We start from the raw sequence: 17,542 nt of genomic DNA, 5'->3' as shown, positions 1-17,542 counted from the left end.
GCGGCCTTGTGTCGCGAAAGGGCCGCAAAGCGGCCCCAGCGATCTCGAGCCGTTTAGCGGCGCATCTTGACCGGCACCGGCTGGGCCACCAGCACGATGCCGGAAAAGCCCAGCACCAGGAAACAGAGCAGCTGCCAGCGTTCGCCAACGGATATTCCGTAGCGCAAGGTGTAATACCCCACGCAGGCACCGAAGCCGAGCAACAGCATCTGGCCACGGAACTGCCGCCACCAGGCCGCCAGGCCGTCCACCCTCGCCAGCACTGCCAGCTGGGTCAACAAACCAAGCAACGCCACGCCGATCAACCAGCGGTCGATCTGCCCGGCGATGTCCTGCACCAGCAGCGGTGCCAGGCCACTGACCTTGAGCGCGGGCACCAGCCCCACGTGAAACACCCACAGGCCACCGACCCAGAAAACCTGAGCCAGCTGCCAGAGGATCCCCTCGAGGGATGGCGCCCGCAGGCGCCGGTCAGATGTGCTTGACTTCGACAATCTCGTACTCGACCGTGCCGCTAGGCGTCTTGACGACGACAGTATCACCTTCTTCCTTGCCGATGATGGCACGGGCAATCGGTGCTCCGCTCGAGAGCTTGCCCTGTTTCACGTCGGCTTCATCCTCGCCGACGATCTGGTAGCTCACCTCTTCATCGGTTTCGGTGTTGGCCAGTACCACGGTGGTACCGAAAATCACCTTGCCGGTGTGAGGGATAGTGGTCACGTCGATCACCACCGAGTTCTGCAGGCGGCCTTCGATATCACGGATACGCGCCTCGACCATGCCCTGCTCCTCACGGGCAGCATGGTATTCGGCGTTTTCCTTGAGGTCGCCCAGCTCGCGCGCTTCACCGATGGCCTGGCTCAGGCGCGGGCGCTCGGTCTTGCTCAGGAACAGGTGCTCCTCTTCCAGGGCGCGGGCGCCCTGGACGGTCATCGGGTACTTGGTAATGCTCATGCTTTCAGTCCTGCATGCAGATCCTGCAGGCGACGAACGGTCTTTTCCGGACCGAATTTCAACGCCTCGCAGATGGCTTCACCGGCCGCAATGGTGGTAGTGCAGTAAATCTTGTGCTGCAGCGCATTGCGACGAATCGAGTAGGAATCGGCGATCGACTGGCGGCCTTCGGTGGTGTTGATGATCAGCGACACTTCGTCGTTCTTGATCATGTCGACCACGTGCGGGCGACCTTCGGTCACCTTGTTCACACGGCGCACTTTCAGGCCAGCCGCTTCGATAACCTTGGCGGTGCCGGCAGTTGCAACCACTTCGAAGCCCAGGGCGATCAGGTCGCGGGCAACGCCAGCCACTTGCGGCTTGTCGTCGTCACGCACGCTGATGAACGCGGTACCGCCGGTTGGCAGCACTTCGCTGGCACCCATCTGGGCCTTGGCGAAGGCTTCACCGAAGCTGTCACCAACACCCATGACTTCACCAGTCGATTTCATCTCAGGGCCGAGGATCGGGTCAACCCCCGGGAACTTGGCGAACGGGAAGACGGCTTCCTTGACGCTGTAGAAGTTCGGGATGATTTCCTGGGTGAAGCCCAGCTCTTTCAGGGTTTTGCCGGCCATGACGCGAGCCGCGATCATCGCCAGGGAGGTGCCGATGCACTTGGACACGAACGGTACGGTACGCGAGGCGCGCGGGTTGACTTCGATCACGTAGATCTTGTCGCCCTGCAGGGCCAGCTGCACGTTCATCAGGCCGACCACGCCCAGTTCCAGGGCCATTTTCTTGACCTGTACGCGGACTTCGTCCTGCACTTCCTTGCTCAGCGAGTAAGGTGGCAGCGAGCACGCCGAGTCACCGGAGTGAACGCCGGCCTGTTCGATGTGCTGCATGATCGCGCCGATCACCACGTCGGTGCCGTCGCACACCGCATCCACGTCCATCTCGATGGCGCAGTTGAGGAAGTGGTCCAGCAGTACCGGGCTGTCGTTGGACACCTGTACGGCTTCACGCAGGTAGCGCTTGAGCTCGTCCAGTTCGTAGACGATTTCCATGGCACGGCCGCCCAGTACGTAGGACGGGCGCACGACCAGCGGGTAGCCGATGCCGCCAGCAGCGCTGATGGCTTCTTCTTCGCTGCGCACGGTAGCGTTTGGCGGCTGCAGCAGGCTCAGGCGCTGAACCATCTGCTGGAAGCGCTCACGGTCTTCGGCGCGGTCGATGGCATCCGGGCTGGTACCGATGATCGGTACGCCGGCTTCTTCCAGGGCGCGGGCCAGTTTCAGCGGGGTCTGGCCGCCGTAGTGGACGATCACGCCTTTCGGCTTCTCGACGCGGCACACTTCCAGCACGTCTTCCAGGGTCAGCGGCTCGAAGTACAGGCGGTCGGAGGTGTCGTAGTCGGTGGAGACGGTTTCCGGGTTGCAGTTGACCATGATGGTCTCGTAACCGTCTTCACGCAGCGCCAGTGCGGCGTGTACGCAGCAGTAGTCGAACTCGATACCCTGGCCGATACGGTTAGGGCCGCCACCCAGGATCATGATCTTGTCGCGGGTCGACGGGTTGGCCTCGCACTCTTCCTCGTAGGTGGAGTACAGGTAGGCGGTATCGGTGGCGAACTCGGCAGCGCAGGTGTCGACGCGCTTGTACACCGGGAACACTTCCAGCTTGTGGCGGTGACGGCGCAGGTTCTTGTCGGTGATACCCAGCAGCTTGGCCAGGCGCTGGTCAGAGAAGCCCTTGCGCTTGAGGCGCAGCATGTAGTCCTTGTCGATCGACGACAGGGCCAGGGTCTTGACCTTCTCTTCTTCCTTGATCAGGTCTTCCATCTGCACCAGGAACCACATGTCGATGCCGGTCAGGTCGAAGATCTGCTCGCAGGTCATGCCGGCGCGCATGGCGTCAGCCACGTACCAGATACGCTCGGCGCCCGGTACGGTCAGCTCGCGCTTGAGGATGCTGTTGGCTTCCGGGCTGGCCAGGTCGACTTTCGGGTCGAGGCCGCAGGCGCCGACTTCCAGGCCGCGCAGGGCTTTCTGCAGGGACTCCTGGAAGGTACGGCCGATGGCCATGACTTCACCCACGGATTTCATCTGGGTGGTCAGGCGGGCGTCGGCTTTCGGGAATTTCTCGAAGGCGAAACGCGGCAACTTGGTGACGACGTAGTCGATCGACGGCTCGAAGGACGCCGGGGTGCGGCCGCCGGTGATGTCGTTCTGCAGCTCGTCGAGGGTGTAGCCGACAGCCAGCTTGGCAGCGATCTTGGCGATCGGGAAGCCGGTGGCCTTGGAGGCCAGCGCCGAGGAACGCGAAACGCGCGGGTTCATCTCGATCACGACCATGCGGCCAGTGTTCGGGCAGATACCGAACTGCACGTTGGAACCGCCGGTTTCAACACCGATTTCACGCAGCACCGCCAGCGAGGCGTTGCGCATGATCTGGTATTCCTTGTCGGTCAGGGTCTGTGCCGGGGCAACGGTGATCGAGTCACCGGTGTGCACGCCCATCGGGTCGAAGTTCTCGATCGAGCAGACGATGATGCAGTTGTCCTTCTTGTCGCGGACCACCTCCATCTCGTATTCCTTCCAACCGATCAGCGATTCGTCGATCAGCAGTTCCTTGGTCGGCGACAGGTCCAGGCCGCGGGCGCAGATTTCTTCGAATTCTTCACGGTTGTAGGCGATACCACCACCAGTGCCGCCCATGGTGAACGACGGACGGATGATGCACGGGAAGCCCAGGCGCTCGAGGACGGCGTTGGCTTCTTCCATGCTGTGGGCGATACCGGAGCGCGGGCACTCCAGGCCGATGTCCTTCATCGCCTTGTCAAAGCGCGAGCGGTCTTCGGCCTTGTCGATGGTATCGGCGTTGGCGCCGATCATTTCCACGCCGAACTTTTCCAGAACGCCGTGGCGCTCCAGGTCCAGGGCGCAGTTCAGTGCGGTCTGGCCACCCATGGTCGGCAGCAGTGCGTCCGGGCGCTCTTTCTCGATGATCTTGGCCACCGACTGCCACTTGATCGGCTCGATGTAGGTGGCGTCGGCCATGGCCGGGTCGGTCATGATGGTGGCCGGGTTGGAGTTCACCAGGATGACGCGGAAACCTTCCTCGCGCAGGGCCTTGCAGGCCTGGGCGCCGGAGTAGTCGAATTCGCAGGCCTGGCCGATCACGATCGGGCCAGCGCCGAGAATCAGGATGCTTTTGATGTCTGTACGTTTTGGCATGGTTGTCACTCAAATCCGGGGTCAGTCGGCAAGCCGCTTTGAACAATCTGGGTCAGGCGCTTCCGGGCGCGGCGCAAGCCGGCCCGGGGCCTTGAAGCAGGATGCTCAGCGGCGCTTGGCCATGGCATCGATGAAACGATCGAACAGTGGCGCGACGTCGGTCGGGCCTGGGCTCGCTTCAGGGTGGCCCTGGAAGCTGAACGCGCTCTTGTCGGTACGCTCGATACCCTGCAGGGTGCCGTCGAACAGCGACTTGTGGATGGCGCGAACGTTGCCCGGCAGGGTGGCCTCGTCAACGGCAAAGCCGTGGTTCTGGCTGGTGATCATGACCACACCGGTGTCCAGGTCCTGGACCGGGTGGTTGGCACCGTGGTGGCCGTGGCCCATTTTCACGGTCTTGGCGCCAGAAGCCAGGGCCAGCAGCTGGTGGCCGAGGCAGATGCCGAATACCGGGATCTCGGTGTCGAGGATTTCCTTGATCGCCTGGATGGCGTAGTCGCACGGCTCGGGGTCACCAGGGCCGTTGGACAGGAACACGCCGTCCGGGTTGAGTGCCAGCACTTCGCTGGCCGGGGTCTGGGCCGGCACCACGGTCACACGGCAGCCACGGGCAACCAGCATGCGCAGGATGTTCAGCTTGACGCCGTAGTCGAAGGCGACCACGTGGTACGGCAGGTCAGCGGCTTCGATGGTCGGGTGGCTGTCGGTCTTCAGCTCCCACACGCTGGAGCGCCACTCGTAGCGTTCCTTGGTGGAAACGACCTTGGCCAGGTCCATGCCCTTCAGGCCCGGGAAGGCGCGGGCAGCGGCGATGGCGGCTTCTTCGCTGATGTTGTCACCGGCGAGGATGCAACCGTTCTGAGCGCCCTTTTCACGCAGGATTCGGGTCAGGCGACGGGTGTCGATGCCAGCGATGGCGACGACGTTGTTGGCCTTGAGGTACTCAGGCAGCGACTGGGTATTACGCCAGTTGCTGGCCAGCAGCGGCAGGTCACGGATGACCAGGCCAGCGGACCAGACGCGGTTCGACTCGGCGTCTTCCGGGGTAGTACCGGTATTGCCGATGTGCGGATAGGTCAGGGTAACGATTTGCTGCGCGTAGGAAGGGTCTGTAAGGATTTCCTGGTAGCCGGTCATAGCGGTGTTGAATACCACCTCACCAACGGTCTGACCGTCGGCACCGATAGCTTCACCGCGGAAAATACTGCCGTCGGCAAGGGCGAGTATGGCTGGCTTTGTCAAGAAGACCTCCCGTAAATCAAGCATGAAAGGGCGATCGCAGGTTGCAAAAAAGCGGAGTGACGTATGGACACGTCACCCCGCTTTCATGTGCTGAATTCAATTCGCTGCGCGCTTTTAGTGGACACACTAAAGCTGTAGCTTACAGAAAAGTGCGTTTTCGGTCTACCGCAGATGTGTCTCTAAAACATATCAATGCGACAGGCTGACATCCGCGGCGCCTGCTTCGCGGGTAAACCCGCTCCCACAGGGACCGCGCAAAGCCTGAGCCCTGCATAATTCCTGTGGGAGCGGGTTCACCCGCGAAGAAGCCAGCACCGCTACAACGGCTCAGCGCAGCTCGAGCACATCCTGCATGTCGTAGAGGCCAGGCTCGCGCCCGTCCAGCCACAGCGCCGCTCGCACGGCCCCCTTGGCAAAGGTCATGCGGCTGGAGGCCTTGTGGGTGATCTCCACGCGCTCGCCTTCGGCGGCGAACAGCACGGTATGGTCACCCACCACATCACCGGCACGCACGGTGGCAAAGCCGATGGTCTGACGCTCACGCGCACCGGTCTGCCCTTCACGACCGTACACGGCCACTTCCTGCAGATTACGGCCCAGCGCCTGGGCAACCACTTCACCCATGCGCAGCGCAGTGCCCGACGGCGCATCGACTTTGTGCCGGTGGTGCGCCTCGAGGATCTCGATATCCACATCGTCACCCAGCACGCGCGCTGCGGTATCCAGCAGCTTCAGGCACAGGTTGACGCCGACACTGAAGTTGGCGGCGAAGACGATCGGGATTTCCTTGCCGGCTTCGGCCAGTTGCTGCTTCTCTTCCGGAGTGAAGCCAGTGGTGCCGATAACCATGGCCTTGCCGGCCTTGCGGCAGAACGCCAGGTTCTTCAGGGTCACCGAAGGGTGGGTGAAGTCGATCAGCACGTCGAACTCGTCGACCACCTTGGCCAGGTCGTCGGAAATCAGCACACCGATACGGCCCAGGGCCGCCAGCTCACCGGCATCAGCCCCCACCAGCGAGCTGTCCGGGCGGTCGATCGCCGCCGTCAGGCCCGCCTGAGGTGCCTGTTGCTGCACGGCTTCGACGAGGGTCTTGCCCATCCGCCCTGCCGCACCCATCACTGCAATACGTCGCATAGCCATTTCCTTGTCAGAGATCGCCGAAGAAGCGCTTCACGCCATCGAACCAGCCACTGGCCTTGGGCGAGTGGGAGCTGTCGCCTTCCAGCGAATCACGCAGCTCTTCGAGCAGCTCGCGCTGGCGGCGGCTGAGGTTGACCGGGGTTTCCACCGCCACACGGCACAGCAGGTCACCCGCACCACCACCGCGCACCGGGGCAACACCCTTGCCGCGCAGGCGGAACTGCTTGCCAGTCTGGGTGCCTTCCGGGATCTTCAGCTTCACCCGACCATCGAGGGTCGGCACTTCCAGCTCGCCACCCAGGGCGGCATCGGTGTAGCTGATCGGCACTTCGCAGTACAGGTGCTTGCCATCACGCTGGAAGATCTCGTGCTCACGCACGCTGATCACCACATACAGGTCGCCAGTCGGGCCACCATGGGTACCGGCCTCGCCCTCGCCCGACAAGCGAATGCGGTCGCCAGTATCGACACCCGCCGGCACCTTGACCGACAGCGTCTTGTATTCCTCGACACGGCCTTCGCCGTGGCACGAGGTGCAGGGGTCGGTAATGATCTTGCCCTGGCCGTGGCAGCGCGGGCAGGTTTGCTGCACCGAGAAGAAGCCCTGCTGCATGCGCACCTGGCCAATACCACCGCACGTCGGGCAGGTGGACGGGGTCGAGCCCTTCTTGGCACCGGAGCCGTCGCATGGCTGGCAGTTGACCAGCGTGGGTACGCGGATGCTGACCGTGGTGCCACGCACCGCTTCTTCCAGATTCAGCTCCAGGGTATAGCGCAGGTCGCTGCCACGCTGGGCGCCGCCACGCGAACCACCACGGCCACCACCGAAGAAGTCGCTGAACACATCGCCGAAGATGTCGGAGAAGTTGGCACCGCCGAAACCGGCACCACCGCCCCCCATGCTCGGGTCTACACCCGCATGACCGTACTGGTCGAACGCCGCACGCTTGCTGGCGTCAGACAGCACTTCGTAGGCCTCGTTGGCCTCCTTGAACTTGTCTTCCGACTCTTTGTCGCCCGGGTTGCGGTCCGGGTGGTACTTCATCGCCAGGCGACGGTAAGCCTTCTTGAGGTCTGATTCGCTGGCGCCGCGCTCGACACCCAGTACCTCATAATAATCACGCTTGGACATAGGTCATTTGCACCTTGTTGGGCGTCTGGCATCTACGCCGCGCCATCAGCACCCGCCGCTTGCCCACCCGGGCCACTGACAGATGCTGTAAAAATTCTCGAATTCCAGATACGCCAACGCGGGAGCAAGCCCCCGCGCGGCGACATCCTACCAGCTCACCGCCAAACGACGGTGAACCGGCCGACAACATGCAGGGATTACTGCTTGTTGTTGTCTTTTACTTCTTCGAACTCAGCGTCAACCACGTCATCGTGCTTGGCTTCCGGTTCGGCCTGCTGTGCGCCGCCCTGAGGCTGTTCAGCCGACTGCTCGGCGTACATCTTCTGGGCAACCGGCGCCGACACCTTGGACAGCTCTTCGACCTTGGCGTCGATGGCAGCCTTGTCGTCGCCCTTGACAGCGGCTTCCAGGGCGACAACGGCAGCCTCGATGGCGGTTTTCTCTTCAGCGGTAACCTTGTCACCAGCGTCAGCGACCATCTTGCGGGTCGAGTGAACCAGCGCGTCACCCTGGTTACGGGCAGCGGCCAGCTCTTCGAACTTGCGGTCTTCCTCGGCGTTGGCCTCGGCGTCACGCACCATGCGCTCGATTTCTTCGTCCGACAGGCCGGAGTTGGCCTTGATCACGATCGACTGCGACTTGCCGGTGGCCTTGTCTTTGGCGCTGACGTGCAGGATGCCGTTGGCGTCGATGTCGAAGGTTACTTCGATCTGCGGCACACCACGCGGAGCCGGCGGAATGTCAGCCAGGTCGAACTTGCCCAGCGACTTGTTCTGTGCAGCCTGCTTACGCTCACCCTGCAGCACGTGAATGGTCACGGCGCCCTGGTTGTCGTCGGCAGTCGAGAATACCTGCGACTTCTTGGTCGGGATGGTGGTGTTCTTCTCGATCAGCGAAGTCATCACGCCACCCATGGTTTCGATACCCAGGGTCAGCGGGCTGACGTCCAGCAGCAGTACGTCCTTCACGTCACCAGCCAGCACGGCACCCTGGATGGCAGCACCCATGGCCACGGCTTCGTCCGGGTTGACGTCCTTGCGCGCTTCTTTACCGAAGAAGTCGGCAACGGCTTTCTGCACCAGCGGCATACGGGTCTGACCGCCGACCAGGATCACGTCGTCGATCTTGCTGGCATCGATGCCAGCGTCTTTCAGGGCGATGCGGCAAGGCTCGATGGTACGGTTGACCAGGTCTTCGACCAGCGACTCCAGCTTGGCGCGGGAGATCTTCACGTTCAGGTGCTTCGGACCGGTAGCGTCTGCAGTGATGTACGGCAGGTTGACGTCGGTCGACTGGGCAGAGGACAGCTCGATCTTGGCCTTTTCAGCGGCTTCTTTCAGACGCTGCAGTGCCAGCGGATCGTTCTTCAGGTCCATGCCGGACTCTTTCTTGAACTCGTCGACGAGGTAGTCGATCAGGCGCATGTCGAAGTCTTCGCCACCCAGGAAGGTGTCGCCGTTGGTTGCCAGTACTTCGAACTGGTGCTCACCGTCGACTTCGGCGATTTCGATGACCGAAACGTCGAAGGTACCGCCACCCAGGTCATAAACGATGACAGTGTGGTCGCCCTTGGCCTTGTCCATGCCGTAAGCCAGTGCAGCGGCAGTCGGCTCGTTGATGATACGTTTTACGTCCAGGCCAGCGATGCGACCGGCATCTTTGGTGGCCTGACGCTGGCTGTCGTTGAAGTAGGCCGGAACGGTGATGACCGCTTCGGTAACTGGCTCGCCGAGGTAGTCTTCGGCAGTCTTCTTCATTTTCTTCAGGACTTCAGCGCTGATCTGCGGTGGCGCCATGTCCTTGCCGCTGGCCTGCACCCAGGCGTCGCCGTTGCTGGCCTTGACGATCTTGTAAGGCACCAGCTTGATGTCTTTCTGCACCACGTCTTCTTCGAAGCGGCGGCCGATCAGGCGCTTCACTGCGAACAGAGTGTTGTGCGGGTTGGTGACCGCCTGACGCTTGGCCGACTGACCAACCAGGATTTCGCCATCGTTGGCGTAGGCCACGATCGACGGGGTGGTACGCGCACCCTCGGCGTTTTCGATGACTTTGACGTTACCGTTTTCCAGCACAGAGACGCACGAGTTGGTGGTCCCCAGGTCGATACCGATGATTTTACCCATGTTAACTCTCCCGAAACTTGAATTTGGTAGCAGCGACTACTTTGGCCAACTGCGGTAATACTTGAAGGCTTGACACCTAGATGGGGATGCCCCGAAAGATTTCAAGCCTTCTCATTGATCGAGGGTTGTGGCGCGCTCGGCGCCTTGCTGACCACCACCATGGCGGGGCGCAGCAGACGGCCGTTGAGCAGGTAGCCCTTCTGGAACACGTTCAGCACGCTGTTAGGCTCTACTTCGGCGTTTTCCTGCATGGCCATGGCCTGGTGGTGCTCCGGGTTGAACGGCTGGCCGTGCGGGTCGACTGCTTCGAGGTTGTAGCGCTTGAGGGTGTCCTGGAACATCTTCAGGGTCAGCTCGACGCCTTCGCGGATCTGCTTGACGTGTTCATCGTCGGCACTGGAGTGCGCCAGGGCCAGTTCCAGGCTGTCGATCACCGGCAGCAGGTCGCCCGAGAACTTCTCGAGGGCGAACTTGTGGGCTTTCTCGACATCCTGTTCGGCGCGACGGCGCGCGTTCTGCACGTCGGCAACGGCGCGCAGCGCCTGGTCCTTGGCGGCGGCCAGCTGCTCCTCGAGTTCCAGGACACGGGCGTCGGCAGCGTTACCTGCACCGGTCTCTTCGACGTTAAGGTCTTTCTCGTTCAGCTGTTCGTCAGCCATGGGGTCTCTCCTGCGCAATTTTGTGGACTGCGAGCCAGGCTCGCCTTGGATGTCGGCTATATGGGGCCGGAAAAACCAGCTTCAAGGGGCAAGGTGGATTTCCCGGCCGCAACAGAATCTGCCGAGGGGCATTGGCAGGCCTGAAAAAAGTACTGTATAAATAACCAGACCTGACTTTCGGGAGCCGCCCCATGCTGGTGCACCTGTCCATTCACAACTACGCCATCGTCGAGCATCTCGACCTCGAGATCGCCCGCGGCATGTCCGTCATCACCGGCGAGACCGGCGCCGGTAAATCGATCATGCTCGACGCCCTCGGCCTGGCCCTGGGTGACCGGGCCGACAGCGGCGTGGTGCGCCCCGGCACGGACAAGGCAGACATCCTCGCCACCTTCGACCTGGTGGATATCCCCGAGGCGCATGCCTGGCTGGCCGAGCGCGACCTGGACAACGACGGCCTGTGCATCCTGCGCCGGGTGATTACTGCCGAAGGCCGCAGCCGCGGCTACATCAATGGCACGCCCTGCCCGCTCGGCGACCTCAAGGCGCTGGGCGAACTGCTGATCGACATCCACAGCCAGCACGAGCACCAGTCACTGCTCAAGACTGATACTCACCGCCGCCTGCTCGACGAGTACGCCGGTGCCGTCGACCTGGCCCGCCAGGTGCAGCTGGCGGCCAAGCGCTGGAACCAGACCCGCCTGGAGCTGGAGCGCCTGTCCAACTCCGGCGATGAGCAGCGCGCCCGCCATCAGTTGCTGAGCTACCAACTGGAAGAACTGGACAACCTCGGCCTGGGCGAACACGAGCTGGAGCAACTGGAGCAGGAACACAAGAACCTGACCAGCGCCGAAGCCCTGTTCAGCATTTGCCGCCAGGTCATCGACCAGTGCAGCGAAAGCGATTCGGGCAATGTGCTCAGTGCCCTCACTGCCAGCCTCAACCGCCTGGGTGCCGCCACCAACTCACCAAAGGCACTGGGCGAAGCGGCCAACCTGATCGCCAGTGCGCAGATCCAAGTCGAGGAAGCCGTGGGCGAACTCAATCGCTTCCTCGACAACTTCGACGCCGACCCCATGCGCCTGCAGGCACTGGAAGAACGCCTCGACACTATCTACACGCTGGCGCGCAAACACCGCGTGCACCCCACCGAACTGCCCCATCTGCAGCAGCAACTGATGGAAGAGCTGGAAGGCCTGAACGCCAGTGACGAGTCAATCGAGCGCCTGGGTGAAGAACTGTCGGCCTTTGCCCAGCACTATAAAGAGAAGGCTCGCGAGCTGAGCGCACTGCGCCAGCAGGCTGCCCAGCAGTTGGCGGTGGCCGTCGAGCAGGAGATCCAGCGCCTGGGCATGCCCGGCGGGCGCTTCTGTATCGCGCTCACGCCCAACGAGGGTGCCGACCTGTCGCCTCATGGCCTGGAGCAGATCGAGCTACTGGTCAGCGCCAACCCCGGCCAACCACTCAAGGGCCTGGCCAAGGTGGCGTCAGGCGGCGAACTGTCGCGCATCAGCCTGGCGATCCAGGTGATTACCGCTCAGACCTCGCGCATCCCCACCCTGGTGTTCGACGAGGTCGACGTCGGTATCGGCGGGCCTACTGCCGAAATCGTCGGCCAACTGCTGCGCCGCCTGGGCGAACGCGGCCAGGTGCTGACCGTAACTCACCTGCCGCAGGTCGCGGCACAGGGGCATCACCATCTGTTCGTGCACAAGGTGCGCAACAGCGACACCACTCACACCGCCGTGGCCAGTCTGGGCAAACGCGAACGGGTCGAAGAGGTGGCGCGGATGCTGGGTGGCATCGACCTGACCAAGGAATCCCTGGCGCATGCGCGCAAGATGGTTGTAAGCGGCAAGGCCTGAGCCCTCCATTTTCAGGCCTCTTCGCGGGTAAACCCGCTCCCACAGGATATTCACCGGCCCCGAAACCTGTGCAGCACCTGTGGGAGCGGGTTTACCCGCGAAGAGGCCTGCACAAACGACACACCTCTCAGCCCCAGAAAGCACAAAGGCGACCCGAAGGTCGCCTTTGCTATCCATAACGATAAGAATCGTTACTTCTTTTTACGCACGTACAGGACCAGGTTGTGGTCCACCAGCTCGTAGCCATGCTCGGCCACGATTTCGCGCTGGCGTTTCTCGATTTCGGCATCCATGAACTCGATGACTTCACTGGTCTCCACGTTGACCATATGGTCGTGGTGACCGCCATCGGCCAGTTCAAACACCGCATGACCGCCGTCGAAGTTGTGGCGAACCACCAGACCCGCTGCTTCGAACTGGGTCAGTACGCGATAGACGGTGGCCAGGCCCACGTCCTCGCCAGCTTCCATCAGCGCCTTGTAGACATCCTCGGCGCTCATGTGACGCTGCTCGGTGGAGTCGAGCATCTGAAGGATCTTGACTCGAGGCAGGGTCACCTTGAGGCCGGCTTTGCGCAATTCGCTATTTTCAACCATGGTCAGCTTTCTCGCCGATGCTGCTTCGCAGCTTCTCTTAATACGGGTATGATCGGGGTTTACGTTGTCCAGCCAAGATAGTGGAAGTCGCCCACCGATGCAAAACACCAAGCTCTTGCTAACCAGCCTCACCCTAGTGGGACTGCTCGCACTCGCCGGTTGCTCGTTTCCCGGGGTTTACAAAATCGACATCCAGCAGGGCAATGTCGTTACGCAAGACATGATAGACCAATTGCGCCCCGGAATGACCCGCCGGCAAGTAAGGTTTATCATGGGCAACCCGCTGATCCAGGACACCTTCAACACCAACCGTTGGGATTACCTGTACAGCCTGCAGCCAGGCGGCGGCAAACGCCAGCAAGAACGCATGAGCGTGTTCTTCAACGAAAGCGACCAACTGGTCAGCCTGTCTGGCGACTTCATGCCAGGCGTCAGCCGCGACCAGGAAATCCTCGGTGGCAGCAGCGACACCACGGTCAGCCCGGCCAACCAGGCAGAGCAGCCAACCGTGCAGCCTGAAGAAAAACCGGCCAAGCCAGGCTCGGTCGAAGAATCCATCCAGCGCGAGATCGACACCATCGAGACCACCCCGGTCCCGACGCCGGCTCCGCTGGAAACCTCGCCTCAGTAAGCGGCGAGCAGATACAAAAAAGCCCGGACCTGGTCCGGGCTTTTTGTTGCCGCTTTTTCAGTCAGGCATTCAGCTGCTTGGCACGCTGGCAGAACGCATCCACCAGCGTATTGGCCGCCTGGTTGAACAGTGGCCCAAGGGTTGCGCGCACCAGCGGACCGGCGTAGTCGAACGACAGGTCCAGGCTGATCTTGCAGGCCTTGTCACCCAGCGGTTTGAACACCCACAGGCCATGCAACTGGGTGAACGGCCCCTCCTCCAGGTTCATCTCAATGGACTGCCCCGGCACCAGTACGTTGCGCGTGACAAAGTGCTGGCTCATGCCGCCCTTGGCCACTTCAAGCTTGGCGCGCATGTGCGTGTCACTGGCTTCGATCACCGTCGAGGCCGAGCACCAAGGCAGGAACTGCGGGTAGCTGGCCACATCGTTGACCAGATCGTAGAGCGCCTGGGCAGGGTATGGCAGCAGGGCGGAGCGTTGAATATGGGTAGTCATCCAGGCGTCACTTCCAAGGCTGGGTGGCGGCGCTTCACAGCGTGCCGAAAACAGGTACTGTCCCCAAGACAGGGGCTGTATTGTCCGGTATTCATTGCAGTGGCTCAAGCACACCGAAATCCCGTAGCCGACAACGCGGCGACTGCCTATAATGCCGCCCCTATGGCTAAGCAAAAGAAACATCCGACCGGGACCATCGCGCAGAACAAGAAGGCGCGACACGATTACTTCATCGAACACAAGTTCGAGGCCGGGCTGGTCCTGTCCGGCTGGGAAGTAAAAAGCCTGCGAGCCGGCAAGGCGCACCTGACTGACAGCTACGTGCTGCTGAAGGACGGTGAAGCCTGGCTGTTCGGCAGCCACATCACCCCGCTGACCACGGCCAGCACCCACGTCATCGCCGACCCCATCCGCACCCGCAAGCTGCTGCTGAACAAGCGCGAGCTCGAGCGCCTGGAAGCGGCCGTGGCGCAAAAGGGCTACACCTGCGTGGCCCTGGCGCTGTACTGGAGCAAGCACCTGATCAAGTGCGAAATCGCACTGGGCAAGGGCAAGAAGGAATTCGACAAGCGCGACACCATGCGCGAGCGCGATTCCAACCGCGAGCTGCAGCGGGCGGTGCGGAACAAGGGCAAGGAAGAGTAATACCTCTTCTTCAGCCTGCTCCGGCCTCTTCGCGGGTAAACCCGCTCCCACAGGGTTAACACTGAATTCAGATTCGGTGCCATCCCTGTGGGAGCGGGTTTACCCGCGAAGAGGCCAGCATTGCCAATACAAATCTCAACGCCCGCTACGCCGCTCCGCCCGCGCCACTCGCTGCGCTTCTTCGTGCGCCTCCTCCAGCACCTCCTGCACATACAGAATGTGCCGGCTGGACACCTCCCGCGCATCCTCCGCCCTGCCCTCGACAATCGCCAGGTACAGTTCCCGGTGCTGACTGATCAGCATGTCCCGGGTCTCGGTCCGTTGCTGGTACATGCCACCAATGTTGGTCACCACGTTGCGCTTGAGCAGGTCGAACAAGCCCCGAATGGTGTGCAGCAGCACGGCGTTATGGCTGGCCTCGGCAATCGCCAGGTGGAAACACGCATCGGCGGCGCCCTCCTCCGCCCGGGTCACTTCGTCAGCCCTGGCATAGCAGTCCTGCAGCGCATCGAAGGCCGCCTTGAGCCGCGCCCGGTCCGGCTCGGTGGCGCGCCGAGCCGCGTAGTAGGCGCAGGACGCCTCAAGGGTATGGCGGAATTCGAGCAGGTCACGCTGCGCCTCGGCACTGTGCTCGAGCAACTGCAACAACGGGTCGCTGAAGGTGGACCCCAGGGACTCGGCGACAAAATTGCCCCCACCCTGGCGGCTGACCAGCAGCCCCTTGGCCACCAGTTTCTGGATCGCCTCACGCAGTGACGGGCGGGACACGCCGAACTGCTCGGCGAGGACGCGCTCGGCCGGCAGCCGCTGCCCCGAGGTCAGCGTGCCTTCCAGAATCATCCCTTCCAACCGATCGACGATGTCGTCGGACAGGCGCCGTTGGCGGACCTGATCAAAAACCATCACATGCTCTCCACAAACCCCCGGCAGATTTCAGGGGGCGTCTATTCTCGCCGATCCAGGCCGCGCAAACACCCATCAGGCAACGATTTTCCCAGCCCATCAGGGGCCCGCTCATCGGCACGCGACCAAAGTTTTGCACAGGACAAATTGACACACCCACGGAGACGCTTTTAACCTAGCGACCAGCCATTGTAAATTGGTCTTACCAATTATCCAATGCCAGTGCCTGACCAACAACAATTAGGGGCCACCCCATATGCAAACCTGGCAACAACTCTATAGCCCGCTTGGTAGTCTTGGCCTGTCCGCACTGGCGGCGGTCATTCCCATCGTCTTCTTCTTCCTTGCCCTCGCCGTGTTCCGCCTCAAAGGCCACGTGGCCGGCAGCATCACCCTCGCGTTGTCGATACTGGTGGCAATCTTTGCCTTCCAGATGCCTGTCGACATGGCATTCGCCGCCGCGGGTTATGGCTTCCTCTACGGCCTCTGGCCGATTGCCTGGATCATCGTTGCTGCGGTGTTCCTGTACAAACTCACGGTCAAGAGCGGCCAGTTCGAAGTGATCCGCAGCTCGGTGCTGTCGATTACCGACGACCAGCGCCTGCAAGTGCTGCTGATCGGCTTCTGCTTCGGCGCCTTCCTGGAAGGTGCGGCGGGCTTTGGTGCACCGGTGGCAATCACTGCCGCGCTGCTGGTGGGCCTGGGCTTCAACCCGCTGTACGCCGCCGGCCTGTGCCTGATCGCCAATACCGCGCCAGTGGCCTTCGGCGCCCTGGGCATCCCGATCATCGTGGCCGGCCAGGTCACCGGTATCGACGCCTTCCACATTGGCGCCATGACCGGTCGCCAGCTGCCGCTGCTGTCGCTGTTCGTGCCGTTCTGGCTGGTGTTCATGATGGACGGCCTGCGTGGCGTGAAGGAAACCTGGCCTGCCGCCCTGGTCGCCGGCCTGAGCTTCGCCGTCACCCAGTACTTCACCTCGAACTTCATCGGCCCGGAGCTGCCGGACATCACCTCGGCCCTGGCCAGCCTGATCGCCCTGACCCTGTTCCTGAAAGTCTGGCAGCCCAAGCGTTCGTTCGCCGAAGCCAAAGGCAGCGTCGGCGCCGCCGTGGTGCAGCCAAGCGGCAGCCAGCCAAGCCCCTACAGCTTTGGCGAGATCTTCAAGGCCTGGTCGCCGTTCCTGATCCTCACCGTGCTGGTGACCATCTGGACCCTGAAGCCATTCAAGGCGGCCTTCGCCCCGGGCGGCGCGATGTACAACTTCGTGTTCAACTTCGCCATCCCGCACCTCGACCAGCTGGTGATCAAGAGCGCACCGATCGTCGCCGCGCCAACCGCCATGCCAGCGGTGTTCAAGCTCGACCCGATCTCTGCCACCGGCACCGCGATCTTCCTCTCGGCGCTGATCTCCATGGCGGTGCTGAAGATCAACTTCAAAACTGGTCTGACCACTTTCAAGGAAACCTTCTGGGAACTGCGCTGGCCCATCCTGTCGATCGGCATGGTGCTGGCCTTCGCCTTCGTCACCAACTACTCGGGCATGTCCTCGACCATGGCCCTGGTGCTGGCCGGTACCGGTGCCGCGTTCCCGTTCTTCTCGCCGTTCCTCGGCTGGCTTGGCGTGTTCCTGACCGGTTCCGACACCTCGTCCAACGCCCTGTTCAGCTCGCTGCAGGCCACCACCGCACACCAGATCGGGGTCAACGACACCCTGCTGGTAGCGGCCAACACCAGCGGCGGCGTGACCGGCAAGATGATCTCGCCGCAATCGATCGCCGTGGCCTGCGCCGCCACCGGCCTGGTCGGCAAGGAATCCGACCTGTTCCGCTTCACCGTCAAGCACAGCCTGTTCTTCGCCACCATCGTCGGCCTGATCACCCTGATCCAGGCCTACTGGCTGACCGGCATGCTGGTTCATCACTAAAGTGAAAGGGG

General features: G+C 62.2%; 15 protein-coding genes. 4 read left to right on the top strand and 11 right to left on the bottom strand.

Annotation, left to right across the window (positions count from 1 at the left end; genetic code table 11):
* Positions 1-53: 53 nt before the first annotated feature.
* The 8 genes from J5M71_RS17340 to grpE all read right to left on the bottom strand — a co-directional run bounded on the left by J5M71_RS17340 (position 54) and on the right by grpE (position 10,468).
* Positions 54-494, bottom strand: a complete 441-nt coding sequence (locus J5M71_RS17340) for an MFS transporter (RefSeq protein ID WP_207834348.1) — start codon at positions 492-494, stop codon at positions 54-56.
* A complete protein-coding gene (gene greA, locus J5M71_RS17335) occupies positions 472-954 on the bottom strand; it encodes a transcription elongation factor GreA (protein WP_013974292.1) in 483 nt (160 codons plus the stop codon). The genes J5M71_RS17340 and greA overlap by 23 nt, the downstream gene beginning before the upstream one ends.
* Positions 951-4,172, bottom strand: coding sequence for a carbamoyl-phosphate synthase large subunit (gene carB / locus J5M71_RS17330; protein ID WP_207834346.1), 3,222 nt, complete (start codon positions 4,170-4,172; stop codon positions 951-953). The genes greA and carB overlap by 4 nt, the downstream gene beginning before the upstream one ends.
* A 105-nt stretch (positions 4,173-4,277) precedes the next feature.
* Complete coding sequence (gene carA / locus J5M71_RS17325) at positions 4,278-5,414, bottom strand: glutamine-hydrolyzing carbamoyl-phosphate synthase small subunit (protein ID WP_063911795.1); 1,137 nt, start codon at positions 5,412-5,414, stop codon at positions 4,278-4,280.
* Between the two features lie 327 nt (positions 5,415-5,741).
* Positions 5,742-6,548, bottom strand: coding sequence for a 4-hydroxy-tetrahydrodipicolinate reductase (dapB, locus tag J5M71_RS17320; RefSeq protein ID WP_207834336.1), 807 nt, complete (start codon positions 6,546-6,548; stop codon positions 5,742-5,744).
* 13 nt (positions 6,549-6,561) lie between these two features.
* Positions 6,562-7,686: a molecular chaperone DnaJ gene (dnaJ, locus tag J5M71_RS17315; protein ID WP_063911797.1), complete on the bottom strand. Its 1,125-nt coding sequence runs from the start codon at positions 7,684-7,686 to the stop codon at positions 6,562-6,564.
* 197 nt (positions 7,687-7,883) lie between these two features.
* Positions 7,884-9,809: a molecular chaperone DnaK gene (dnaK, locus tag J5M71_RS17310; protein WP_207834334.1), complete on the bottom strand. Its 1,926-nt coding sequence runs from the start codon at positions 9,807-9,809 to the stop codon at positions 7,884-7,886.
* A gap of 101 nt (positions 9,810-9,910) precedes the next feature.
* On the bottom strand, positions 9,911-10,468 hold the full coding sequence (gene grpE / locus J5M71_RS17305; RefSeq protein WP_207834322.1) for a nucleotide exchange factor GrpE: 558 nt from the start codon (positions 10,466-10,468) through the stop codon (positions 9,911-9,913).
* Between the two features lie 191 nt (positions 10,469-10,659).
* On the opposite strand from grpE, the gene recN reads away from it, so the two are divergent.
* Positions 10,660-12,333: a DNA repair protein RecN gene (gene recN / locus J5M71_RS17300; RefSeq protein WP_207834321.1), complete on the top strand. Its 1,674-nt coding sequence runs from the start codon at positions 10,660-10,662 to the stop codon at positions 12,331-12,333.
* A gap of 191 nt (positions 12,334-12,524) precedes the next feature.
* Here recN and fur read toward each other — a convergent pair whose 3' ends face one another.
* Positions 12,525-12,929 (bottom strand): ferric iron uptake transcriptional regulator, encoded by a 405-nt coding sequence (gene fur, locus J5M71_RS17295; RefSeq protein WP_015271870.1) that lies wholly within the window; start codon positions 12,927-12,929, stop codon positions 12,525-12,527.
* A 97-nt stretch (positions 12,930-13,026) separates the two neighbouring features.
* Here fur and bamE point away from each other — a divergent pair, with 97 nt between their 5' ends.
* Complete coding sequence (gene bamE, locus J5M71_RS17290) at positions 13,027-13,560, top strand: outer membrane protein assembly factor BamE (protein ID WP_085599585.1); 534 nt, start codon at positions 13,027-13,029, stop codon at positions 13,558-13,560.
* Positions 13,561-13,621: 61 nt separating this feature from the next.
* On the opposite strand, the gene J5M71_RS17285 is transcribed toward bamE, so the two are convergent.
* Positions 13,622-14,056: a type II toxin-antitoxin system RatA family toxin gene (locus J5M71_RS17285; RefSeq protein WP_046613141.1), complete on the bottom strand. Its 435-nt coding sequence runs from the start codon at positions 14,054-14,056 to the stop codon at positions 13,622-13,624.
* A gap of 162 nt (positions 14,057-14,218) precedes the next feature.
* Between J5M71_RS17285 and smpB the strand changes: the two genes are divergently transcribed.
* Positions 14,219-14,701 carry an SsrA-binding protein SmpB gene (gene smpB, locus J5M71_RS17280; RefSeq protein WP_013974300.1) on the top strand — a complete coding sequence of 161 codons (483 nt, stop codon included), beginning with the start codon at positions 14,219-14,221 and terminating at the stop codon, positions 14,699-14,701.
* Positions 14,702-14,836: 135 nt separating this feature from the next.
* Here the strand turns inward: smpB and J5M71_RS17275 are convergent, their stop codons facing one another.
* Positions 14,837-15,604: an FCD domain-containing protein gene (locus tag J5M71_RS17275; RefSeq protein ID WP_063911802.1), complete on the bottom strand. Its 768-nt coding sequence runs from the start codon at positions 15,602-15,604 to the stop codon at positions 14,837-14,839.
* A gap of 256 nt (positions 15,605-15,860) precedes the next feature.
* Here J5M71_RS17275 and J5M71_RS17270 point away from each other — a divergent pair, with 256 nt between their 5' ends.
* Positions 15,861-17,531: a lactate permease LctP family transporter gene (locus J5M71_RS17270; RefSeq protein ID WP_063911803.1), complete on the top strand. Its 1,671-nt coding sequence runs from the start codon at positions 15,861-15,863 to the stop codon at positions 17,529-17,531.
* Positions 17,532-17,542 lie beyond the last annotated feature (11 nt).

This window comes from Pseudomonas sp. 43(2021) (genome assembly GCF_017490805.1).
GTDB lineage: Bacteria > Pseudomonadota > Gammaproteobacteria > Pseudomonadales > Pseudomonadaceae > Aquipseudomonas.
Note: the sequence above shows the minus strand (reverse complement) of the source record. Positions and strands in the feature narration are given on the sequence as shown.